We start from the raw sequence: 22,585 nt of genomic DNA, 5'->3' as shown, positions 1-22,585 counted from the left end.
GGCACCAGTGCCGGCGTGGACCGTCGAACCGGAAGAAATGCCGCCAATGGCGCGAGAGGCTGCCGCTGGATTTGTGTCGCGAGCCCGCGCTCTGGCGCTGGGGCTGTCGCGCCATGTCCGCAACGCGCCGGCGCTGGCAGCCTGCCTCCTGATCGGCCTCGGCGCGCCCGCCGCCCGGGCCGGCGATGCGGTCCGCGGCGAGGCGAGCTTTTCAGCGAGCGGCGGCTTTGCCCGCCTCGTGATCAAGCTCGGTGAGGACGTTCCCTCCGAGGTCACGACCGCGGGGTCGATTCTCATCATCCGTTTCGACCGCCCTGTCGACGTGCCCGTCGAGCGCGTGCCGGAAGGCGCGCCCGATTACGTCAACTCTGCCCGTCGCGATCCTGACGGCAGCGCGATCCGTCTGTCGCTGGCGCGTCGCGTCACCGTCAACACCATGAATGCGGGCGAGCGCACCTTCATCGACCTGCTGCCGGAAGGCTGGAAGGGGCCGCCGCCGAGCCTGCCGATGGACGTGGTCAAGGAACTCGCCGAGCGCGCCCGCGTCGCAGAGCGCGCGCTGCGCGCCCAACGCGCGGCGGCCGAGAGCAAGAAGCGTCCACCGATCCGCGTGCGCGCATCGGTCCAGCCGACCTTCGTGCGCTTCGTGTTCGAGATGCCGGACGGCGTCGGCGTCTCCTCCGTTCTGAACGAGCAGAAGCTCACGCTCGCCTTCAACGCCAATCTCAACTTCGACCTCGCCGATGCTGTCGTCGCGGCGCCGCCGAACGTCGCCTCGATCAAGCAGAAGGGCGATATCGACCAGACCAGCGTCGAAATCGCGCTGATCGGCGATTCCGACGTGCACTCCTTCCGCGACGACAAGAACTACGTGGTCGACATCGCCTTCCAGCCCGACAAGGGCAAGACGGCCGCGACGCCCGAGGCCGCCATCGCGCAGGTGGAAGCGAGCGGTCATGGACCGGCCGCGGAAAAGCCGGCGGCTGCAAAGCCGAAGGAGATCGCGCCACCGACCTCGGAGGCGATCGCGCGAGAAGCCAAGGTTGAGATCAAGGCCGAGCTCAAGTCGGAGGCACCCGCCGCGATGCCGGCCGCTGAGGCGCCGAAGCCGGCACCGGCGATGACGGCACCGGTGACCGAAGCTCCGCACGCGGAAGGGCCGAAGGAGGTATCCAAGGAAGCACCGAAAGTTGCGATGCCGGCGATGCCTGCGGTTGCCGCGGCGCCCAAGGAAGTCGCCAAGGCGATGGTCCCGGAGGAAGCGGCCAAGGAGCCGATCAAGGATGCGCCCAAAGAGCCCGTGAAAGCCGAAGCCAAGCCTGCAGAGGCTGCACCGCCGCCCGTGACGGCCAGCGTCGATGCGCGGCGTGACAGCGACGGACTGCTTGTGACGTTCCCGCTTTCTGTCGCGACGCCAGCTGCCGCGTTCCGCCGCGGCGACACGGTGTGGCTGGTGTTCGATTCGCAAAAGCCCGTTGATGTCGACGCGATCCGCAGCAAAGGTGGTGCGATGATCGGCGAGGTCAGTCGCATGCCGCTCGAAAAGGGCCAAGCGGTGCGCATCCGTCTCACCCGTCCGCTGGTCTATTCGCTGACCAGCGAGGAGGTCGGCAAGCAGACCAATTGGCTGCTCACGCTCGCCGACAAGATCCAGGCGACGCCGCTGCCGCTGATGATGTCGCGCAACATCACCGATCCCGCGCTCGCCAACATCGCCATTCCCTTTGCGAATCCCGGCCTGCTACACAAGCTCACCGATCCTGACGCCGGCGACGTGCTCTATGTCGTCACCGCTCGGCGGCCGGTCCGTGGCTTCATCAAGCGGCAGGATCTCGTGGATCTCTCGCTGCTGGAATCCGCGCACGGCATCGCGATCCGGCCGAATTCCGACGAGGTCGGCGTCGAGGTCGGATTGGACAAGGTCATTCTCGGCAAGAAGGGCGGACTGACGCTGTCGCCGGTCGACGTCTCGGCCGAGCGGGCACCGACTGCGGTGCGGCCGATCTTCAATCCCGAAGGCTGGCGCAAGGGCCAGTCGGAAGATTTCTGGACGCGCCAGAGCGAACTGATCACGGCGATCTCGGCCGTCGATCCGGCGCAGCGTTCGCTGCCGCGGCTCGATCTCGCGCAGTTCTACATGTCGCGCGCGATGTATCACGAAGCCAACTCCGTGACCGAGTTGATGCTGAGCGATCCTCTCAACAAGGAGGAGAGCGGGGCGCTGATCATGCACGCGATCTCGAGCATCCTGATCGGGCGACCGGCACAGGGCCTGAAGGATCTCGCCAATCCCGTGATCGGCAACAGCCACGATTCCCAGCTCTGGAAGGCGCTCGCCTATGCGCGGCAGGGCAAATGGGCGGACGCGCGCGAGAAATTCAAGAACGTCGAATTTGCCATTGCCTCGCTGCCGCTCGACATCCAGCGCATCGTGACGATGGATGCGATGCGTGCCTCGCTCGAGGTGAAGGACTACGCCGGCGCCTCGAAGCGTCGTGGCGAGATCGAGGTGGTCGGTGTGTCGCCGGAGGCCGCGCCCGGCTTTGCCGTGCTGCGCGGCAGGCTCGCTGAGGCGCTCGGCCACGACAAGGACGCGCTCGACGATTACAACGTCGCTGTCGAATCCACCGATCGCCAGGCCGCGGCCGAAGCCAAGCAGCTCCAGGTCGCGCTCCTGCAGAAGCGCAACGAGATCCGCAAGGAAGATGCGCTGCGCGAGCTCGAGACGTTGTCCATGACCTGGCGCGGCGACGCGATCGAGGTCAAGACGCTGCAGATGCTGTCGCAGTTGTATGCCGATGCCGGGCGCTATCGCGACGCGTTGACAGCCGCGCGCACCGCGACCAAGCTGCAGCCGAACGCGGAAGCCTCGCGTCAGGCGCAGGACCTGGCGTCGGATCTGTTCACGCAGATATTCTTGGGTCCCAAGGGCGACGAGCTGCCGCCGATCGAAGCACTCGGGATGTTCTATGAATTCCGTGAACTGACGCCGATCGGCCGCCGCGGTGACGAGCTGATCCGCCGTCTGGCCGATCGTCTCGCCTCGATCGATCTGCTCGATCAGGCCGCCGAGCTCCTGCAATACCAGGTCGATCATCGTCTTGAAGGCGCTGCGCGTGCCCAGGTCGCCGCGCGCCTCGCCATGATCTATCTCGCCAACCGTAAGCCGGACATGGCGATCACCGCGCTGCGCGCGAGCCGCATCAGCGATCTCGCCGGCGAGTTGCGGCAGCAGCGCCTGCTGCTGGAGGCCCGGGCCCAGAGCGACGTCGGCCGCCATGACCTCGCGCTCGACATCGTCTCCAACGTCTCGGGGCGTGAGGTGCTGCGGCTGCGGTCCGACATCTTCTGGGCGGCGCGGCGCTGGCGCGAGTCCGCCGAGCAGATCGAGCTGTACTATGGCGAACGCTTCCGCGACTTCAAGCCGCTCAACGCGGTGGAGAAGAGCGACATCATCCGCGCCGCGGTCGGCTATGCGCTCGCCGACGATTCGATCGGATTGTCGCGCTTTCGCGAGAAATACGCTCCCTTGATGAGCGAGAGCGCCGACCGGCTCGCCTTCGATATCGCCAGCAAGCCGGCTGCCGCCTCCAGTGCCGAATTCGACGAGATTGCAAAGCTCGCGGCAAGCGTCGACACCCTCGACGGCTTCCTGCGCGAGATGAAGCAGCGCTTTCCCGACGCCACCGCCCGGGCCCCGGCCTCGCCGCAGGCCAAGGACGACACCGAGCACACCGGCTCGCTGCCGACGATTCCCGTCGTGCGGCAGATCAAGATGACGCGGTAGAGCATGATCCGGAAAAGTGCGTAGCGCTTTTGCCGAAAAGATCATGCTCAAGCAAACCCCAAGGCGCCCTCGTGCTTTAGGACTCCTGCTACTCCTGACCTCTCGACAGTTGCCCGACGAGGCGGCACTCTCTGCCTTCATGCCGGGAGAGCGTTGACATGACCAAGCCTGCCAAGACCGAAGCCGAACTCATCGCCATGGCGCGGGCCGAGTTGAAGGCCCATGCCGACGGACCCGAGGGCTTGACGATCTCGATCGTCCGCGACGGGGACAGCTGGGAGTTCCGCGCTGACGCCGACCAGGCGACACGGGACAAGCCCGGTTTCCCCGAGAGCGTCGCCATGCTGGTGCAGATCGGTGATCACCTCAGCAAGCAGTATGAGGTCGAGGGGTAGGGCGGAGGCCCAACTACCCCCCGTAACTCTGCACCAAACTCCCCGCCACCAGCGACCAGCCATCGACCAGCACGAAGAAGATCAGCTTGAACGGCAGCGAGATCGTCGCGGGCGGCAGCATCATCATGCCCATCGACATCAGCACCGAGGCGACGACGAGGTCGATGATCAGGAAGGGCAGGAACAACAGGAAGCCGATCTCGAAGGCGCGTTTCAGCTCGGAGATCATGAAGGCGGGAACGAGGATCCGCAGCGCGAGTTCGTCGGGGGTAGCCGGCGGCGGCTCGCCGGAGAGGTCCAGAAACAGCTTCAGATCCTTCTCGCGCACGTTCTTCTGCATGAAGCCGCGCAAGGGAACGGAGGCGCGCTGGAGCGCATCTTCGACGCTGATCTGGTTGGCGACGAGCGGACGGATGCCGTCGTCGTAGGATTTTTGCAGCACCGGTCCCATCACGAAGAAGGTGAGGAACATCGCCAGGGCCAGGATCACCGAGTTGGGCGGCGCAGTCGCAGTGCCCATTGCGGTGCGCAGCAGCGACAGCACGACCACGATGCGCGTGAACGAGGTCATCATGATCAGGATCGACGGCGCGATCGACAGCACCGTGAGCAGGGCGATCAGCTGGATCGCGCGCTCGGTGACGCCGCCGCCGCCAGCACCGCCGCCGCCGAGATTGATGCTGATGTCCTGCGCATGCGCATGGCTTGCGAGCAAGGCCGCGGCGATCAGGACAGAAACAAAGAACACTCTACGCGGGAAGGACGGCAGCCTCACGAAGATGGCTTCGGACGGCCGAGCAGCGAGGCCATCTCGTCTTCGAGATTTTCAAAGCTGGTCTTCTCCGCAGCTGGTCTCGCCGGCGGCGGAGGGGACGACGGCTCGACGCGTGCTGCGCGAGGTGGGACGGGCGGGTCCGGCGCGACCGGCGGCGCGATGGTCTCGCCGCCTGGACGACGGAGCGCCGCCTCGAGGCGCTGGGCCATCTCGGCGAGATTCTGTTCGGCGCTGGACGGCGCGGCCGTAGCAGCGGCCGGAGGCGGAACGGGCGGAGCAACTTGTGGTCCTGGCGGGGCCTGCGGGATGGGCGGAGGCGGCGGCGCCGGGGCGCGCTCGGCGCGCACCGGTGATATCTTCGCCGGCTCATTCTGGCGCGGGGGACGCGGCATCAACGGCGCCTCGCTGCGCGCAATGCGCGGCGGCATCGGCTCGGGACGGGTCTCACGCTCGGTCCGCGGCGGCGTCGGTTCAGGTGAGAAGCCGCCGAGCTGCGGCTCACTGCGGCGCTCGGCCAGGGCGGCCGGGCGGCGGAGCTCGTCGGCGAACGAGGGGCGTGCCGGCCGCGGCGGCGGCTCGGGCATTTGCGGCTCGGGATGGTCGAGCACTTCGGGCCGCGGCACTTCGTCGGCCCAACCGCCGGCGTCCGGGATCGGGGCGAGGCGCGGCGGCTCGGCGGCGCTGGAACGCGGCGGAATCTGATCGCGGCCGGCTGCGGCACGGACGATGTTCGGCTCAACGACGATGTCGGTCGGGCCACCGATCATCAGGAGATGCTCGACATTGTCACGGCGGACCAGGACCAGGCGCCGGCGGCCATCGAGCGCGGCGGCGTCGATCACGGCGAGCCGGGGCATCCTGCCGCGCTGGGTGTTGGCGCCGAGCCGGGTCGAGGCGAATCGGCGGAGCAGCCAAAAGACGACGCCGATCAACGCCAGCACGACGATGAACGCGACGATGAAGGTGATAGGGCTACCGTTCATACCTGTCCCCGGTAAATGGCGCTTCTCGCGTGCCTATGGTCGGCGGTGCCGGCCACCAGCTTGCGATGCCCCAAAACTGCGATCTCTTAATGTCCCACGGCAAGTTTTGCCGTCCCCAACTCTTAATAGCCTATGAATCGCTCGATCCAAAATGACTTCTTGGCCTCTACGGAGGGGCGGCCAAACGGCTGGGTTAATACGGTTTTTGGAATGGGCCGAATCACGGGGGAACGCGATCTATGTCCCGGCCCGAGACACGGATCCGGCCATGCCTTAACCACCTGTTAACCATACACGCGGCAAATTCTGCCTAGCCCCGGAGCACGGGGCTGCAAGGGGCGGAAGGAGCCGCAACGATGTCCATCAACGATCTCCCGGTGCTGTCGGCGCTTCGCACCAAGATGCAGTGGCACCAGGAACGCCAGCGCGTCCTGTCCGAGAACGTCTCCAACTCCGACACCCCCAATTTCCGGCCGCGCGACCTGGTCGAGCCGAAATTCGACAAGACCGGCGCCGCCACGGGTTCGATGGGGACCCTGGCGATGACGGTCACCAGCGCCTCCCATATGACGCCGTCCGGTGCGGTCTCCAGCTTCGACCAGAACAAGAATGCGGGTTTCGAGACCCGCCCTGCGGGCAATGCCGTCAATCTCGAAGAGGAGATGATGAAGTCCGCCAACAACCAGATGGATTACGCGGCGGTGACCTCGCTCTATTCGAAGAGCCTGCATCTCCTGAAGACCGCGATCGGCAAGGGCTAGAGCTAGAGGAGCCGTATCATGGCGAATGACAGCAGCGACTTTGCCCGTTCCATGGCGATCGCAACCTCCGGGTTGCGGGCGCAGGCCGGGCGGATGCGGGTGATCTCCGAGAACATCGCGAACGCGGACTCGACCTCGGCGACCTCAGGCGGCGATCCCTATCGGCGCAAGGTACCGACGTTCTCGTCGGCGCTCGACCGCACGCTCGACGCGCAGGTCGTCACGCTCGGCAAGATCAGGCCCGACCAGTCCGCCTTCCGCGTCAAGTATGAGCCGAGCAATCCGGCGGCCGATGCCACCGGCAACGTCAAATACCCGAACGTGAATTCGGTGGTCGAGATGACCGACATGCGCGATGCGCAGCGGTCCTACGAGGCCAATGTCAACATCATCAGTGCGACGCGCCGGATGATCCAGCGCACGCTCGACATCCTCAAGAGCTGAACAGGACCTCTAAGCCATGGCAACACCGACAATCGCGGCCAATGCCTATGCCAACCTTGCGCGCGTGCTGGAAAACACCGCCGCCGGCAAGGGCAGCGAACCGAACGGGCAATCCTTTGCTGCGCTGCTGAAAGACGCCGTCGGCAGCGTCATGGAGTCGGGCCGCAGATCGGACGCGCAGACGGTGGCGATGGCCAACGGCAAGGCCAACGTGATGGACGTGGTGACGGCGGTTGCCGATACCGATGTTGCGGTGTCCACGCTGGTCTCGGTCCGCGACCGTGTGATCGCGGCGTATGAAGACATCATGAAGATGCCGATTTGATCTCGGGGGCGAGTGGCGAATGGCGAGCGGCCCCCATTCGCCATTCGCTACTCACCATTCGCTTCTTTCAAGCCGTCAAGACAACCAGCAGCGGAAATTTGAAATGACCGGACCTGAGACCCTCGACGTCGCCCGCGACGCGATCTGGACGATCGTGATCGTATCCTCACCGCTGATGGTGGTCGGGCTCGTGGTCGGCGTGATCGTGTCGCTGTTCCAGGCGCTGACGCAGATCCAGGAACAGACGCTGGTCTACGTGCCGAAGATCTTGGCCATTTTTGCCACAATGCTGCTGGCGCTGCCGTTCATGGCTGACGCACTTCATTCCCACATGCTGCGGATCTCGTCGCGAATCATCGGCGGCTGAGGCACAATGCGCCGGTCATGCGCATCGACGTCTCGCTGTTGCCGGCGCTTGCCGCGGCCTTCATGCTCGCCTTCGCCCGGGTCGGTGCGATGGTGATGCTGCTGCCGGGGCTGGGCGAGACCAACATCCCGACGCGGGTGAAGCTGTCGATCGCGCTTCTACTCACGCTGATCATCCTGCCGCTGCATCGCAATGCCTATCAAGTCGACATGGGCTCGCTCGCGTCTATGCTGGTGTTGATGTTGCATGAGATCGTAATCGGCATCGTGCTTGGCGCGACCGCGCGCGTGACACTGTCGGCGCTGCAGGTCGCCGGCGCCGTGATCGCGCAGCAGATGGGGCTCGGCTTCGTCACCTCGGTCGATCCGACTCAGGGACAGCAGGGCGTTCTGGTCGGCAATTTCCTGACCATGCTGGGCGTGACGTTGTTGTTCGCCACCGACAGCCATCATCTGGTGATCGCGGCGCTGAACGACAGCTACGCCATCTTCGCGCCGGGCGAGACCGTCTCGAGTGGTGACGTCGCCGCGCTCGCCACGCGGGCCTTTTCCGCAGCGTTCCTGCTCGGCCTGCAGCTTTCCGGGCCGTTTCTGGTGTTCGGCCTCGTCTTCAATATCGGTCTCGGCGTTCTGGCGCGGCTGATGCCGCAGATGCAGGTTTATTTCGTCGGCGTGCCGCTATCGATCTTCGCGGGCTTCATGGTGCTGGCGGTGGTGCTCACGGCGATGATGGGCACCTATCTCGACTACTTCATCGGTGTCATGCACCAGATGCTCCCGTTGAAATAAGAGGGATCGATGGCAGAAGACAACGATCCGGAAAGTCAAACAGAAGACCCGACGCAAAAGCGTCTCGACCAGGCGCTCGAACGCGGCGACGTTGCGAAAAGCCAGGAGATCAACACCTGGTTCATGATCGCGGGCGGCACGCTCGTGGTCTCGACCTTCTCCGGCTCGGTCGGCAGCGGGCTGCTGACGCCGATGCGCAATCTGCTGGCCAATTCCTGGATGATCAAAACTGATCCGGGAAACCTGCTTGCGCTGATGCAGCAGATCGAGGTCGCGGTGTTGGCTGCGGTCGGCGTGCCGCTGTTGATGCTGGTGATCGCGGCCATTGCCGGCAACATGCTCCAGCACCGCTTGGTGTGGTCGGCCGAATCCCTCACCCCCAAACTCAGCAAACTCTCGCCGGCGGCCGGCTTCAAGCGCATCTTCGGCAAGCAGGCCGGGGTCAATTTTCTCAAGGGCATCGGCAAGATCGTCGTGCTCGGCACCGTCATGACCACGATCCTGTGGCCAGAGCGGCACCGCACGGAGGCGATGGTCAAGCTGGATCCGATGGCCATGCTGGGCGCCACCACCGGCATGACCGTCCATCTGCTCGGCGCCGTGGTCGCCGCCCTCGCGATCATCGCGATCGGCGACTATTTCTTCCAGTATCGCAGCTGGTTCCAGCGACAGAAGATGTCGCTTCAGGAGATCAAGGAAGAGTTCAAGCAGTCGGAAGGTGACCCGCACATCAAGGGCAAGCTTCGGCAATTGCGGCAGCAGCGCTCCAAGAAGCGCATGATGGCGGCGGTTCCCAAGGCCTCGGTGATCGTCACCAACCCGACCCACTATTCGGTGGCACTGGCCTACGAGCGCGGCATGTCGGCGCCGATCTGCGTCGCCAAGGGCGTCGACAACCTGGCTTTCAAGATCCGGGAGATCGCGCGCGAGCACGATATCCCGATCGTCGAGAACGTGCCACTGGCCCGCGCGCTTTACGCCACCGTCGAGATCGACCAGGAGATTCCAATGGAGCATTACCATGCGGTCGCCGAAGTCATCGGCTACGTCATGCGGATGAAGCGCGGTTTCAGCGCGGCGCGGCAATAAAACCCCCGAAAAGTACCGGAAATGGCTGTAAACTGGGAATCAGGGTACGTTTCGCTCCTGCCGCCCTTGCGTCCGCGGGTCCGATTCAGGCAGGGAGGACCCCACGTGCCCCGTGGCACGTTGATTCTCTGACGATAGGCTGCACTAGCGTGAAATGACCGCCGAGACCGACCACGACCTGTCACGCGAGCCCGTTGCGGCGCATGAGCCGTCGCCGCGCTCGGGCAGCATTGCGCTGGTGCTTCTGGTGGCCACCGGCCTCGTTGCGGTCGCCGTCGGGCTGATGACGCTGGGGCGCGCGCAGGCGCAGCCCTACATCCTCGGCATCCTCGCCGTGCTGGCGATGATCGGCCTGTTCAATTTGTTTGCCTTTGCCGCCGGGATCATCCGCTTCGCCGACCGCAATCTCGATGATCCCATCATCGGCCGCATCTCCGATTACGCCTTCGACGGCCTCGCGGTGACCGATCCGCGCGGCCATGTGGTCTATTCCAATGCGGCCTACCTGACGCTGACGGGCGCGGCCGGTCCTCAGGACGTCCGGCCGGTCGAGCGCGTCTTCATCGGTAATCCCGACGTCTCCGAAGCGGTGTTCCGCCTGCTCAAGGCGGCGCGCGAAGGCAAGCGCCAGCAGGAAGAGGTTCGCATTTCCGGCCAGGACGGCAGCCAGGGCCGCTGGCTGCGCATGCGGGTGCGTCCGCTCGGCACCGGAAAGCGCGAGGCCAAATATGCGGTATGGTCGATTGCAGACATCACTCGCGACCGCGAGCGCCAGGAGGATGTGTTCCAGGAGCTCCAACACGCGATCGAATATCTCGATCATGCGCCGTGCGGCTTCTTCTCGGTCAATCCTGCCGGCGAGCTCGCTTACGTCAACGCGACGCTGGCGAACTGGCTCGACTACGATCTCGCCGAGATCGGCTCGGGCGGCTTGAGGCTCGCCGACATCGTGTCGGGCGACGGCGCTTCGCTGCTGAGTGCCATCGTGGCGGTGCCGGGCGAGGTGAAGACCGAAGTCTTCGACATCGATCTGCGCATGCGCACCGGCAAGACCATGCCGGTGCGGCTCTATCACAAGCTCGCCTTCGGCGCCGACGGCGCGCCTGGACCGTCGCGCACGCTCGTCATCAGCCGGGCCCGCGATGAGCGGAGCGACCCGGATCGCGCCGCCGAAGTGCGGTTCATGCGCTTCTTCGACCATACGCCGATGGCGATCGCCACGGTCGATCGCGCTGGTAACGTCGTGCGGGCGAATGCGCGCTACGCCAAGCTCGCGCAGGGTCTCGGGTTGGACAGCGCCAGCAAGTCGATCTTCCGCGCCATCAATGCGCGCGACCGCCATCTGGTGATCGCCGCCATCAACCAGGCCGCCGAGGGCAAGGCCGACATCGCCCCGGTCGAGGTGGCGCTGGAAGGAAGCAAGGAGCGCTGGGGCCAGTTCTTCGTCACGCCTGTCGATGCGGCCGAGAACGACGCGGAAGCCGCGATCGTGCACATGCTCGAAACCACCGAGCGGCGCGCGCTGGAGAACCAGATCAACCAGTCGCAGAAGATGGAGACGGTCGGCCAGCTCGCCGGCGGCATCGCTCACGACTTCAACAACGTGCTTTCCGCCATCATGATGGCGAACGACTTCCTGCTGAACGCGCACAAGCCGACCGACCCGTCGTTCCAGGACATCATGCAGATCAAGCAGAACGCGACGCGTGCTGCGACGCTGGTGCGGCAGTTGCTCGCGTTCTCCCGGCGCCAGACGCTGCGGCCGCAGGTGCTCGATCTCGGCGACGCGCTGTCTGATCTCACCATGCTGCTGCGCCGGCTGATCGGCGAGAAGGTCAAGCTCGACCTGATCCACGGCCGTGATCTCTGGCCGGTCAAGGTCGACGTCTCCCAGTTCGAGCAGGTCATCGTCAACCTGGCGGTGAATGCGCGCGATGCCATGCCGGACGGCGGCAAGCTGATCATCCGCACCGCCAATGTCGCCACCGACGAGGCCGGCAAGCTCGCCTACAAGGGCATGCCGGCGGCGGATTATGTGCGAATCGAGGTCGCCGACACCGGCACCGGCATCCCCGCCGATATCAGGGACAAGATCTTTGAGCCGTTCTTCTCCACGAAGGAAGTCGGCAAGGGCACCGGATTGGGCCTCTCCACCGTCTACGGCATCGTCAAGCAGACCGGCGGCTTCATCTACGTCGATTCCGAGCCGGGGCAGGGCACCTCCTTCTACATCTTCCTGCCGCGCCACCACGCCGAGCCTGACGTGCAGGTCGAGCTTCCCGCGGTGCCGAGCGCGACGCATGGCGCCCCGAAAGAGGCCGCGCCTGCGACGGTGGATGCGAAGCCCCGCACCGACCTCACGGGGCAGGGCACGATCCTCTTGGTCGAGGATGAAGAGGGTCTTCGCGCGCTGAACGCTCGCGGCCTGCGCTCGCGCGGTTACACCGTGGTCGAGGCCGAGAACGGCGTCGAGGCGATGGAGGTGCTCGAAGAGCAGAGCGGCGGGATCGATCTCGTTGTCTCCGACGTCGTGATGCCTGAAATGGATGGCCCGACGCTGCTCAAGGCAATGCGGGAGAGGAACCCCGACATCAGATTCATCTTCGTCTCCGGCTACGCCGAGGATGCCTTCGAGAAGAGCCTGCCCGAGGGCCAGCAGTTCGACTTCCTGCCCAAGCCGTTCACCCTGAGCCAGCTCGTGGCGGCGGTGAAGGAGACGATGACGAAGCAGGGATGAAGGCGGGACGGCGCGCCGGCCCTTTCTCGCTGAAAGATCGCCGGTAACGCGCGACCGCAGCTTCGCCAGTATTTGACCAGGCCCTCGGCAAACATGGGGTTTTGCCACGTCCCCGCGACCGAGGGCCGCAGGAGGGGGTTCCGGAACCGGCTTCACTTTTGTAGAAGGCTGCCCATCTTAGGATCACGTCCCCATGCCGGGGATTTGGGAAACGCACATGAATTTCTCGCAATGGTCCCGCAGTCTCGTGAAGACGATTGCCATCGTTTTGGCGCTCGCGCTGCCAACGACGCTTGCGATCTCGTCCGCCGACGCCCGCGTCGGTGGCGGGTTCTCGTCGGGTTCGCGCGGCTCGCGCACTTTCTCGGCCCCGCCGTCGACCACGACGGCGCCGGGCTCCGCCTCGCAATTCAATCGCACTTACAGCCAGCCCGGCGTCGGGATGAACTCGGCCGCGCCTGCGCGCGGCGGCCTGTTCGGCCGGGGCGGCGGCTTCCTCGGAGGTCTCGCCGCCGGCTTCCTCGGTGCAGGCCTTCTCGGCATGCTGTTCGGTGGTGGCCTGTTCGGCGGCCTCGGCGGCCTGTCCTCGATTCTGGGTCTGATCATCCAGATTGCACTCGTGGTGTTCGTGGTTCGTCTGGCGATGTCCTGGTGGCAGCGCCGCAACGCGCCGCAGGCGGCCTATGCCGGCGCGGATGCTGGTGCCGGTCCCGGACCGCAGACGAACTATCGCAGCGGCCTTGGTGGCGGCTTCGGCTTCGGCGCCAACAACGCGCCGCTCGAGATCAAGCCTGATGACTACCAGGCGTTCGAACGCCTGCTCGGCGAGATTCAGTCGGCCTGGTCGAATGAGGACGTGGCCAAGCTGCACACGCTGGCGACGCCGGAAATGGTCTCCTATTTCGAAAGGGATCTCGCAGAGAACCGCGCGCGCAACGCCGTCAACAAGGTGACCAACGTCAAGCTGTTGCAGGGCGACCTCGCGGAGGCCTGGCGCGAAGGCCAAACCGACTATGCCACGGTGGCGATGCGCTTCGCGCTCACCGACAAGACGGTCGATCGCAACACCGGCGCCATCGTCGCGGGCAGCGAGCAGCCGGGCGAGGTCACCGAAGTCTGGACGTTCGCGCGCCGCGCCGGCAGTCCCTGGGAATTGTCGGCCATACAGCAGACCAACTGATCGCGCACAGCGGAAAACGCGGGCGTCGTGCTTCGGCACGGCGCCCTTTTTGTTTGGCTGCTTGTTGTCTGCCTACGACGACGGAACTTGCGTCACGTGATAGGCTTGTCCCGCGCGCCTCTCAAAGGACTGTCCCATGAAATACGAACTCTACTACTGGCCCGAAATCCAGGGCCGCGGCGAATATGTGCGCCTGGCGCTGGAGGAGGCGGGTGCGGCTTACGTCGATGTCGCGCGAGGCCCGCTCGGTTCCGGCGCGATGATGAAGATGATGGATACTCAAAAGGGTACGCCGCCCTTTGCGCCGCCATTTCTGAAAGCGGGCAAGCTCGTCATCGGCCAGACCGCCAACATCCTGCTCTATCTCGGCGCGCGGCATGGGCTTGCGCCGAAGACGGAAGCGGGAAGAATCTGGGTGCACCAGCTTCAGCTCACCATCACTGACCTCGTGCTCGAGATTCACGACACTCATCATCCGCTCGGGCCGTCGCTGTACTACGAGGACCAGAAGGCGCCGGCGAAGAAGCGCACGGCCGAATTCTGGGACGAGCGCGTGCCGAAATATCTGGGGTATTTCGAGCAGCTTCTCGACGGCAATGGCGCCGGGTATGTCGCTGGTCGTCGTTTGACCTATGTCGACCTCTCGCTGTTCCAGATCGTCGACGGGCTGCGCTACGCGTTTCCCAAGCGCATGAAGGCGTTCGAGAAAAACATCCCCGGTCTCGTCGGCCTGCACGACCGCGTTGCCGCGCGGCCGAACATCAAGGCCTACCTCGCCAGCAAGCGCCGCATTCCCTTCAACGAGCAGGGCATATTCCGACGCTATCGCGAACTGGACGCCTAAATCACCACACGCCCGGCAGCAGCCGATAGCGCACCCGCGCCGCGTAGTCCGAATAGCCCGGCAGTCCCGCGCGCAACGTGCGCTCCTCGATCCGGATGCGGACTGCAAGCAGGACCAGAAAAACAGGCGCCAAGGCTAGCCCCCACCATGAGCCCAACAGCAGCGGCACTCCGGTGAAGAACAGGATCATGCCGCTGTACATGGGATGGCGGACATGGGCATAGGGCCCGCTCGAGATCACGTGTTGGTCGCGCTCCGCCTGCAGCTTCACCACCGGCGCGGCGAACGAGTTTTCGCGAAAAACCCACATCGTGAACAACGTGCAGGCGAGGTACAGCAAAAAGCCGAGAGCCTGCAAGGCGAGCGGTACGTTGGAAGCAGCAGCGCGTCGGTCGAGACCGATGGCGATGAGCCACGCCAGCATACCCGCCATGAAGGCGATGATGAAGACCTTGTCGGCGGCCGGTTGATCGCGCTGGATCACTGGACGGAGACGCTCCGCGAGGAGCGCCGGATCGAACCGGTAGAGCCACCACCCGCAGAGCGGGCCGATCGTTGCGGAGGTCACAAGGAACACCCAGGCGGACGGCCAATGCAGCGTGCCGGCGGATGCCAACAACAGCGCACCCATCGCGGCGGTGAAGATCGTGTTTTGCAACAACAGGCGTGCGATCATGCGCGGTCCCGGCAGGCTCGCATGAGTCTGGCTGTGCTATCCGGCAAAGATGCGGCCGGACGCGCGAAAAGCCCGGCCGTCAGGACCGGGCTGTTCATCGCAGGCAGGCGCGGTCAGGCGAGCTGATCGATCCGGGTGCCCTGGCCGGGCGGCAGCGGCGCAGATTGCGTGGGCTGGTTGGTCGGGTCGTTGTCCTTCGCCTTGGTCTGGTCGTCCGGCTGCTTGGTGGTGTCGTAGCTCGCCACCACGATCGTGACAGGGGGCGGTGCAACGCTTGAAACGCTCATCCACGGATCCTCATAGATTGAAACAACTGACCCTGCGCCGGAGGAGACAAAACTTCCGTCAAGCCAATCGATAAAATGCGAGGGATCTGGTGCGCCCGTTACATCAAGCGCGGGTCGGCCTTCGGGCGGTGCTCAACTCGCGCTGACGGGGTGTGCAGCAACCGGTGTCTAGACCCCATGCGCACCGGGTCTGTCGTGAAAGCGCCGCGCTACTCGTCCTTCGGTCGCGTGATCGCGATCGATGCGTCCGTCTTGGTGCGCGTGCATTCCATGTTGAGGCGCTTGTAGCGCATCGTGATCTTGTCGCCGCGCAAGAGGCCCATGCGCTTCAGGCAGCGCGTTGCGCCTGTCGTGGTGTCGTCCTTCGTCACTGTGAAGATGATCGCTGCCGCCGACCCCACCAGATCATAGAACTGCGGTGTCGGCTTGCGGTCGCCCTTGGCGTAGAGCTCGTTGGAATAGGCCTGTCCCCGCGCGCGGCAGCCGAGCGAAAGCTCCTTTGCCGCCGGATGCGTCAGGTAAATGATGTTGGCGGCCTTGAAATTGACCTTCAGCCCGTCGATGCCGCCGGCCAGCTGCTTTGCGATGTCGTCGCACTGGTCCGCGCGCGCAGGCGAGGCAAGCGTCGAAAGGCCGGTGATTGCGGCGGCGACCAACATCGCGCCCCGAAAGTCCAATTTGAAAATCATGATGAAAAGCCCCTTGAGGGCGCGCATTGAACCGTTGCCGCGCGCGAAGTGCAAGGGGGTGCAACCCGCCTCCGTTGGGCACGATCAACACCACCCATCGACGAAGCCGGCCACCAAAACGGTTGCCGCGGCCCGAATCGGGATGCTCCGGCCGTGCCAGAACGCCTTCCCTTTGCGGTAAAAAAGCTTAGAACGCTTCTCAGCCAGGGCCCGAACGAGGGCTCGCGAACCCCGAGATTTGCCTCATGAACGCACCAACCGCCTTCCCCGATGCCTCGAAGCCCGTGCCGCCCTACAAGCACACCCCGCTGTTTCCGCTGGGCAAGGACGAGACGCCCTACAAGAAGATCACGTCCGAGGGTGTCAGGGTCGAGAAGGTCCTGGGCAAGGACATGCTGGTGGTGTCGCGCGAGGCGTTGCGGGCGCTGTCCGAGGCGGCTTTCGGCGACATCAACCATTATCTGCGTCCCGGCCATCTGAAGCAGCTCCGCGCGATCCTGGAGGACGGCGAGGCAAGCCCGAACGACAAGTTCGTCGCGCTGGACTTCCTCAAGAACGCCAACATTGCGGCCGGCGGCGTGCTGCCGATGTGCCAGGACACCGGCACGGCAATCATCATGGGCAAGAAGGGCTGCAACGTCCTCACCGACGGTGACGACGAGGCGGCGCTGTCGGAAGGCGCGCGCGATGCCTATCTGCGCCGCAATCTGCGCTACTCGCAGGTCGCGCCCTTGTCGATGTACGAGGAGAAGAACACTGCCAACAACATGCCGGCACAGTGCGAGATCTACGCCGAGGGCGGCGACGCATACAAGTTCATGTTCATGGCGAAGGGCGGCGGCTCCGCCAACAAGAGCTTCCTGTTCCAGGCCACGCCCTCGGTGCTGACCAAGGACCGGTTGCTCGCTTTTCTCAAGGAGAAGATCCTGACGCTCGGCACCGCGGCGTGCCCGCCGTATCACCTAGCCATCGTGATCGGCGGCACCTCGGCCGAGCTCTGCATGAAGACGGTGAAGCTCGCCTCTGCCCGCTATCTCGATGCGCTGCCGACCCACGGTTCGCCCGATGGCAACGCCTTCCGTGACGTCGAGATGGAGAAGGAAATCCACAAAATGACGCAGTCGCTCGGCGTCGGCGCGCAGTTCGGCGGAAAGTATTTCTGCCACGACGTGCGCGTGATCCGTATGCCGCGTCACGGCGCTTCGCTGCCGATCGGGCTGGGCGTGTCCTGCTCGGCCGATCGCCAGGTGCTGGGCAAGATCACCAAAGACGGCATCTATCTCGAAGAGCTCGAGCACAATCCGGCGCAGTATCTGCCTGAGGTCGAGGAGTCGCTTGGCGGCGAGGTGGTCAAGATCGACCTCAACCAGCCGATGAAGGACATCCTGGCGACGTTCTCGAAGTACCCGATCAAGACGCGCGTCTCGATGAGCGGCACCATGATCGTCGCACGCGACTCCGCGCATGCCAAGCTGCGCGAGCGCCTGGACAAGGGCGAGCCGCTGCCGGACTATTTCAAGAATCATCCGGTCTACTATGCCGGTCCAGCCAAGACGCCCGAGGGTTACGCTTCCGGTGCGTTCGGTCCGACCACCGCAGGCCGCATGGATTCCTTCGTCGACCAGTTCCAGGCCGCCGGCGGCTCCATGGTGATGGTAGCGAAAGGCAACCGCGCGCCCGCGGTGCGCGAGGCCTGCAAGAAATATGGCGGCTTCTATCTCGGCTCGATCGGCGGCGCGGCGGCGAACCTCGCCGAGCACTGCATCAAGAAGGTCGAGGTGCTCGAATATCCCGAGCTCGGCATGGAAGCGATCTGGCGCATCGAAGTCGTCGACTTCCCCGCCTTCATTATCATCGACGACAAGGGCAACGACTTCTTCAAGGAGTTGAATTTGGGCTAGTCGTCACCTCGCCCCGCGAGAGCGGGGCGAGGTAGAGGCCTAAGCCCGCGTGCCCGTGAAGGGGAAGCTGCCCATCGGGCCGATGCCCATCTCGCCGCTGATGCTGTCGCCGGCAACCGTGCCGGTGAATTCGAGCGTCAGCGGCATCGGATTGGTGATCGAGACTTTCCAGGAGACGTTGTCGCCAGAGACGGCGCCGTCAAAAATATCGGCGGTATTGCCGTCCGCGCCCTGCGTGCCCGTGAGCGTGCCGCCCGCGGTCTTCAGGCTCAGCGTCGCCTGGCGTTCGCCCATCGGCGTCGTCATGGTGAGATTCCAGTTGCCGTCCACGGCCATTCGCGTCTCCTGAACATGATCCGGCGGGCTGCGATGATCCACAGCCAGTCCTGGGCTGAGCCTATAGCGCAAGTCGGGGCGGGTTCCTAACGGCCCTTCAACGCCCGCTGGGGTCCTTCAGGCGCGGGCGGCAGCGCGCCGGCGGCTGGTGACGACCAGCCTGAACACCACGTACTGCACGGCAAAGGCGAGGGCCTTGGCGCCGCCTGCGACCGCCGAGATGTAGAACGCCCACAGCTTCAGGTCGCCGGTGGAGGCGACGGCGATCGTGCCGGCGCCGAGGACGAACATCAGCGCCGCCCAGGCATAGCCCGCAGCGGTGACATATTCCGGCGCGGTCTCGACCACGACCGGCGGCATGTAGCGCAGCATCCAGCCGCGCTTGAGCATGATCGCGCCGATCGCGAAATGCGCGATCGCAGGCTTTGCCAACATGAAGCGAGGGTCGTTGGTCAGCAGCGTCACCGTCCCGAGCACGACGACGAGCGCGAGGCTCGCATAGGTCATGTAGCCGAGCTCGCGCCCCTTCACGCGGGCATAGATCACTTGCGCGATCGCGCCTGCTATCGCCACCGACGTCGCCAGGATGACGTTGTCGGTGATGAGATAGATCACCAGGAAGACGATGGCCGACAGGAAGTCGGAGGCGAGGCGGGCGAATGCGTCCTTCATTGTCGATCCTGTCTCACTGGACTTCGGGCAGCGCGCCACCGGGCGCACCATACTTGAGCTGGCGATATTCGGGATACCATTTGGTGAAATAGATCGCGCTGTTGCGGGCAGCGAAAGCGACGGCGATGCCGAGCCAAACCGGCAGGCCCGGGAAGTAGAGCAGCACGATGTTGGCGGCCATCATCAGAAGAGCAGCCAGGGTCCATGCGCCGGTGATGAAGTAGTTGGCAGTCAGGAAGCCTGGCATCGCCGCGGTTTCGGCCGGCACGGATTCGATCGCGTATTGCAGCGTGAATGGGCGGCGCGCCAGCATTGAGCCGAGCGAGATGACGAAGATGCCGATGTCGACCGAGAGCTTGACGCCGAGCGTGCTGAGCCAGGGATCGTGCAGCGCGAGGAAAAGGCCGATGCCGGCGAACAGGATCGCCGAACCCGCAGCCAGGATCTTCACAGAACGGCCGCGCGCAACGTCGATTGCGATCGTGGCGAGGCAGATCGCACAGGCCGCGAATACGGAGATCGTGGCCGAGGTCATGAGCATCAGAAAGGTGTAGGCGCCGTAGGGAGCAAGGATCAGGAAAATCGTCATGTTCGCCTCGATCGAAGCCATCTTTACGATGTCAAGATTGGTAGTTCAGGGCCGGCGCCGGGTCAAGCAAAATCTTTACAGTGTCAAAATGACGTGAATGACCTGTAAAAACTGAATTGCTGCAATGGCTTGGTCGGATATTTCGTCGGCGACGGCAGCCCAGGGCAGGCGCGACAGGATGGTCAGCGCGCTGGAGACCAGAAGACCGATGGTCAGGAAGATGCTTCCGCCGCGGCAGATCACGAATCTGCGCGAGCCCGGCGTCGCGTACATGCCGAGAGGATGCAACAGCCGCGACAGCACGAGGGCTCCCATCAGCAAATGAATGCGCAACGGCGATACGCCGGACATTTCGAGAAACGCGATCATCAGCGTGATGATGGGGACGTATTCCATGAAATTGCCATGGGCGCGGATCGCACTGCGCAGGCGTTCGTTACCGCCGTCGTTGAAGGCGGCACCGTTGCTCCGACGCAGCCGGATCACCTGGAGCGCAAGCGCAACGTAGATCAGCGCCAGGACGGCGAGATAGTTTGCGGTAATCGCGGGGACGTGCATGCGCGGTCTCGCTGATGATGGGTCCGCAGTGCCGGAGTGGCGAGGAGGCGGGCTATTGCGCTTCCACCCAATTGCCGTGAAAGCCGTCGGGCACGCGATGGCCGAGCTGCACCAGAGCGGCGGGGCCAGCCTCGATGTCGGTGGCGTTGAACACGGCGAGGTCGCTGCGGTTCTCCCGCGCTCGCCAGACCACAGCCAGCAACCAACCGTCGCCCTCGGGCGCATCCTTCGACCGCTCGACGAAGACCGGCTCGGAGATGGTGTCGCCGCCCGGCAGCAGATATTGGCCGAGCCGCTTGCCGGTGCCGTCGACATGGACGATGCCGCACAGCGCGCCGAACATCGGCGCCTTCGGATTGGCGCAGGCGTACCAGCCGTGACGGCTCTTCAAGCCCGCGCGGCGATCGTCGACGCGCGGGAATTCGCCGGTGAGATCGTCGAGATAAGTCTGCTGGAAGCGGTCGGTATTCCCCGCGAGATCGAAGGTCCAGCGGCAATGGCGGGCGAACGGTGTCTCACGTTTGACGGGCGAGCCGTCGGGATGCGGAAACAGCGGCGCTTCGTCGAATTGCATGACGTCGGCGATGATGCGATTTCCTTCTTCCCACGCATTCATGATGTGGAAGACGTAGCAGGCTTCACCGCGGAACCAGACGATGTCCTTGCTCGATCCGTTGCGTTTCATCACGCCGACATAGGCTCCTTTCTCAGGCTCCCAGGCGTAGGGCGGCTTGCCGGTCATCGCGCGCTCCTTGCTGCCGGTGAGCGGCAGGATCGGAAACAGCACGTGATTGTCGGTGACGATGAAGTCGTGCACCATGCTGGCATAGGGCGTCTCGAACCTCTCGAAGCGCGTTGCCTTGCCGGACGCATCGATTGATCCGTACGAGAGCGCCGATGTCAGCGGCCCCGCCGCATTGTAGCCGAAGAACACCAGCTCGCCCGTGACCGGGTCGATCTTCGGATGCGCGGTGAAGCTGCCGGCGACGCGGCCCTGATAATTATGATAGCCGCGCGTCGCCAGCGTGCCCGGCTCGATCTCGGTCGGCAGATGCGCCTCTTCCAGCGCGAGCAGCTTGCCGGCGTGGAAGATGATGTTGGTGTTGGCGACGCCGCCGTCGGTGACATGGGCGGGCGCGTCCGGCAATCTGTTGCCGAAGCCCTTGCCGAAGAACGCCCGGCCGGCATCGTGCTCGGCGAGCCATTTCGGCGTCCGGACCCAGCGGTTGCGGTAGGAGGCACGCCCGTCTTCGAGGTGAAAGGCGTGCAGCATGCCGTCGCCGACGAACCAGTGTGCGCCAGGGGATTCGAACTGCGGATTGGGACCATTGCGATAAAGCGTGCCGTTCAGCTCGCGCGGCAATTCGCCGATGATCTTGAGGAAAGGCGCGTCCGCCTCGAACGGAATCGGAGCGATGTTGTTGCGGCGCTCGGCGGTCGCATCCTGAAACACGGCGTATCCCTATCTTTACATCGTAAAGATGGCATAGGGCCGATCGCTGCTGACGTCAAGTGAAATCTTTACACTGTCAATATTGCGTCATATAGCTTGTAAATGGCTAAGAGCGATACCAAAAGCGAAACGGCTCGCCGCGCGCGCGCGCCCAAGAAGACACCCTCGTCACCTCGCCCGGCTCGCCGCCCGGCGAGTGTGAAGACCGAGGCGCCTTATCACCATGGCGCCTTACGCGAGGCTCTGCTCCAGGCCGCCGAACGAGTGCTGGAGCGCGACGGGCTCGCCGGCCTGACGCTGCGCGCGGTGGCGCGCGAGGCTGGCGTGTCGCATGCGGCCCCGACGCATCATTTTGGCGATCTCACGGGGCTTGTCAGTGAGCTCGCGGCGATCGGTTTCCGCCAATTCAACGCGGCGATGGCCGCGTCCTGCGAGGCGGTCACTTCGCCGCTGGAGCGGGCGCTGGCGCGACCGAAAGCCTATGTGGCTTATGCCCAGGCCCATCCCGGCATGTACGGTCTGATGTTCCGCACCGAGCGGCTCGACTATTCCAGGCCCTCGCTGCACGAGGCGGCGGAATCCTCTTTTGCCGGACTTGCCAATGCCATCGGCGCGATGCGCCAGGAGCCGATCCGCGGCGACAACCTGACCGTCGAGCAGGGCGCGGCGATCGCGCGGGCCTGGTCGATGGTGCACGGTTTCACCATGCTGCTGCTCGACGGGCGGCTCGAGGATATTTTGGAACGGCTGCCCGCGGGCACGACGGCCGAGCAACTGCTGGAAGCGATCCTGAAGTCGACGGTGGCGGGGAGGCTGCCGACCTGACGCTGGCCAACGGAATGTGACAGGCACCGCCCGTGTCTTGCGGAACTCAAGCCATCGACACCTTCACTATGGGCAAGTTGACTGTGGGCAAGGCCTGAGCGCGGTGAGATAGACCTGACAGCGG

General features: G+C 64.6%; 23 protein-coding genes. 13 read left to right on the top strand and 10 right to left on the bottom strand.

Translation table 11 applies throughout. The features are described from left to right. The first annotated feature begins 46 nt into the window (after positions 1-46). Both ACVIIW_RS32980 and ACVIIW_RS32975 read left to right on the top strand, forming a co-directional pair. Positions 47-3,787 carry a tetratricopeptide repeat protein gene (locus tag ACVIIW_RS32980; protein WP_456704516.1) on the top strand — a complete coding sequence of 1,247 codons (3,741 nt, stop codon included), beginning with the start codon at positions 47-49 and terminating at the stop codon, positions 3,785-3,787. Between the two features lie 158 nt (positions 3,788-3,945). After that, entirely contained in the window at positions 3,946-4,182 is a 237-nt protein-coding gene (locus tag ACVIIW_RS32975) for a hypothetical protein (RefSeq protein WP_456704515.1), read from the top strand. A 13-nt stretch (positions 4,183-4,195) separates the two neighbouring features. On the opposite strand, the gene fliP is transcribed toward ACVIIW_RS32975, so the two are convergent. Next, positions 4,196-4,957 (bottom strand): flagellar type III secretion system pore protein FliP, encoded by a 762-nt coding sequence (gene fliP / locus ACVIIW_RS32970; RefSeq protein WP_456704514.1) that lies wholly within the window; start codon positions 4,955-4,957, stop codon positions 4,196-4,198. Beyond that, entirely contained in the window at positions 4,954-5,940 is a 987-nt protein-coding gene (locus tag ACVIIW_RS32965) for a flagellar biosynthetic protein FliO (RefSeq protein WP_456704513.1), read from the bottom strand. Before ACVIIW_RS32965 ends, fliP begins: the two co-directional genes overlap by 4 nt. 356 nt (positions 5,941-6,296) lie before the next feature. On the opposite strand from ACVIIW_RS32965, the gene flgB reads away from it, so the two are divergent. The 9 genes from flgB (at position 6,297) to ACVIIW_RS32920 (ending at position 14,475) form a co-directional block, all read left to right on the top strand. After that, entirely contained in the window at positions 6,297-6,701 is a 405-nt protein-coding gene (flgB, locus tag ACVIIW_RS32960; protein ID WP_456704512.1) for a flagellar basal body rod protein FlgB, read from the top strand. Between the two features lie 18 nt (positions 6,702-6,719). Continuing rightward, positions 6,720-7,145: a flagellar basal body rod protein FlgC gene (gene flgC, locus ACVIIW_RS32955; protein ID WP_456704511.1), complete on the top strand. Its 426-nt coding sequence runs from the start codon at positions 6,720-6,722 to the stop codon at positions 7,143-7,145. 16 nt (positions 7,146-7,161) lie between these two features. After that, complete coding sequence (fliE, locus tag ACVIIW_RS32950; protein ID WP_456704510.1) at positions 7,162-7,470, top strand: flagellar hook-basal body complex protein FliE; 309 nt, start codon at positions 7,162-7,164, stop codon at positions 7,468-7,470. A gap of 103 nt (positions 7,471-7,573) precedes the next feature. Next, positions 7,574-7,837 carry a flagellar biosynthesis protein FliQ gene (fliQ, locus tag ACVIIW_RS32945; RefSeq protein ID WP_027534765.1) on the top strand — a complete coding sequence of 88 codons (264 nt, stop codon included), beginning with the start codon at positions 7,574-7,576 and terminating at the stop codon, positions 7,835-7,837. Positions 7,838-7,854: 17 nt separating this feature from the next. Continuing rightward, positions 7,855-8,625, top strand: a complete 771-nt coding sequence (gene fliR / locus ACVIIW_RS32940) for a flagellar biosynthetic protein FliR (protein ID WP_456704509.1) — start codon at positions 7,855-7,857, stop codon at positions 8,623-8,625. Positions 8,626-8,634: 9 nt separating this feature from the next. After that, a complete protein-coding gene (gene flhB, locus ACVIIW_RS32935) occupies positions 8,635-9,714 on the top strand; it encodes a flagellar biosynthesis protein FlhB (RefSeq protein WP_456704508.1) in 1,080 nt (359 codons plus the stop codon). Between the two features lie 154 nt (positions 9,715-9,868). Next, positions 9,869-12,451: a cell cycle histidine kinase CckA gene (gene cckA, locus ACVIIW_RS32930; RefSeq protein WP_456704507.1), complete on the top strand. Its 2,583-nt coding sequence runs from the start codon at positions 9,869-9,871 to the stop codon at positions 12,449-12,451. Positions 12,452-12,644: 193 nt separating this feature from the next. After that, positions 12,645-13,631 carry a Tim44 domain-containing protein gene (locus ACVIIW_RS32925; protein ID WP_456704506.1) on the top strand — a complete coding sequence of 329 codons (987 nt, stop codon included), beginning with the start codon at positions 12,645-12,647 and terminating at the stop codon, positions 13,629-13,631. 136 nt (positions 13,632-13,767) lie between these two features. After that, positions 13,768-14,475 carry a glutathione S-transferase gene (locus tag ACVIIW_RS32920; protein ID WP_456704505.1) on the top strand — a complete coding sequence of 236 codons (708 nt, stop codon included), beginning with the start codon at positions 13,768-13,770 and terminating at the stop codon, positions 14,473-14,475. A 1-nt stretch (position 14,476) separates the two neighbouring features. Here the strand turns inward: ACVIIW_RS32920 and ACVIIW_RS32915 are convergent, their stop codons facing one another. From ACVIIW_RS32915 to ACVIIW_RS32905, 3 genes are all read right to left on the bottom strand, one after another. Next, positions 14,477-15,151 carry a methyltransferase family protein gene (locus ACVIIW_RS32915; RefSeq protein WP_456704504.1) on the bottom strand — a complete coding sequence of 225 codons (675 nt, stop codon included), beginning with the start codon at positions 15,149-15,151 and terminating at the stop codon, positions 14,477-14,479. A 113-nt stretch (positions 15,152-15,264) separates the two neighbouring features. After that, positions 15,265-15,438 (bottom strand): hypothetical protein, encoded by a 174-nt coding sequence (locus tag ACVIIW_RS32910; RefSeq protein ID WP_456704503.1) that lies wholly within the window; start codon positions 15,436-15,438, stop codon positions 15,265-15,267. Between the two features lie 209 nt (positions 15,439-15,647). Continuing rightward, on the bottom strand, positions 15,648-16,127 hold the full coding sequence (locus ACVIIW_RS32905; protein ID WP_456704502.1) for a hypothetical protein: 480 nt from the start codon (positions 16,125-16,127) through the stop codon (positions 15,648-15,650). 245 nt (positions 16,128-16,372) lie between these two features. On the opposite strand from ACVIIW_RS32905, the gene ACVIIW_RS32900 reads away from it, so the two are divergent. Then, entirely contained in the window at positions 16,373-18,028 is a 1,656-nt protein-coding gene (locus ACVIIW_RS32900) for a fumarate hydratase (RefSeq protein WP_456704501.1), read from the top strand. Between the two features lie 39 nt (positions 18,029-18,067). Here the strand turns inward: ACVIIW_RS32900 and ACVIIW_RS32895 are convergent, their stop codons facing one another. From ACVIIW_RS32895 to ACVIIW_RS32875, 5 genes are all read right to left on the bottom strand, one after another. Continuing rightward, the gene (locus ACVIIW_RS32895; RefSeq protein ID WP_456704500.1) at positions 18,068-18,364 is read right to left on the bottom strand and encodes a hypothetical protein; all 297 of its coding nucleotides are present in this window, start codon (positions 18,362-18,364) and stop codon (positions 18,068-18,070) included. A 117-nt stretch (positions 18,365-18,481) separates the two neighbouring features. Continuing rightward, complete coding sequence (locus tag ACVIIW_RS32890; protein ID WP_456704499.1) at positions 18,482-19,036, bottom strand: inner membrane-spanning protein YciB; 555 nt, start codon at positions 19,034-19,036, stop codon at positions 18,482-18,484. 13 nt (positions 19,037-19,049) lie between these two features. After that, positions 19,050-19,625, bottom strand: coding sequence for a hypothetical protein (locus ACVIIW_RS32885; RefSeq protein ID WP_456704498.1), 576 nt, complete (start codon positions 19,623-19,625; stop codon positions 19,050-19,052). Positions 19,626-19,700: 75 nt separating this feature from the next. After that, positions 19,701-20,183, bottom strand: coding sequence for an MAPEG family protein (locus ACVIIW_RS32880; RefSeq protein ID WP_456704497.1), 483 nt, complete (start codon positions 20,181-20,183; stop codon positions 19,701-19,703). Between the two features lie 52 nt (positions 20,184-20,235). Further along, a complete protein-coding gene (locus ACVIIW_RS32875) occupies positions 20,236-21,636 on the bottom strand; it encodes a carotenoid oxygenase family protein (RefSeq protein WP_456704496.1) in 1,401 nt (466 codons plus the stop codon). A gap of 102 nt (positions 21,637-21,738) precedes the next feature. Here ACVIIW_RS32875 and ACVIIW_RS32870 point away from each other — a divergent pair, with 102 nt between their 5' ends. Beyond that, positions 21,739-22,461, top strand: coding sequence for a TetR/AcrR family transcriptional regulator (locus tag ACVIIW_RS32870; protein WP_456704495.1), 723 nt, complete (start codon positions 21,739-21,741; stop codon positions 22,459-22,461). The last annotated feature ends 124 nt before the right edge of the window (positions 22,462-22,585 follow it).

Source organism: Bradyrhizobium sp. USDA 4449, from assembly GCF_054056275.1.
The sequence above is the reverse complement of the archived record's forward strand: the minus strand, read 5'-3'. Positions and strand labels throughout refer to the sequence as shown.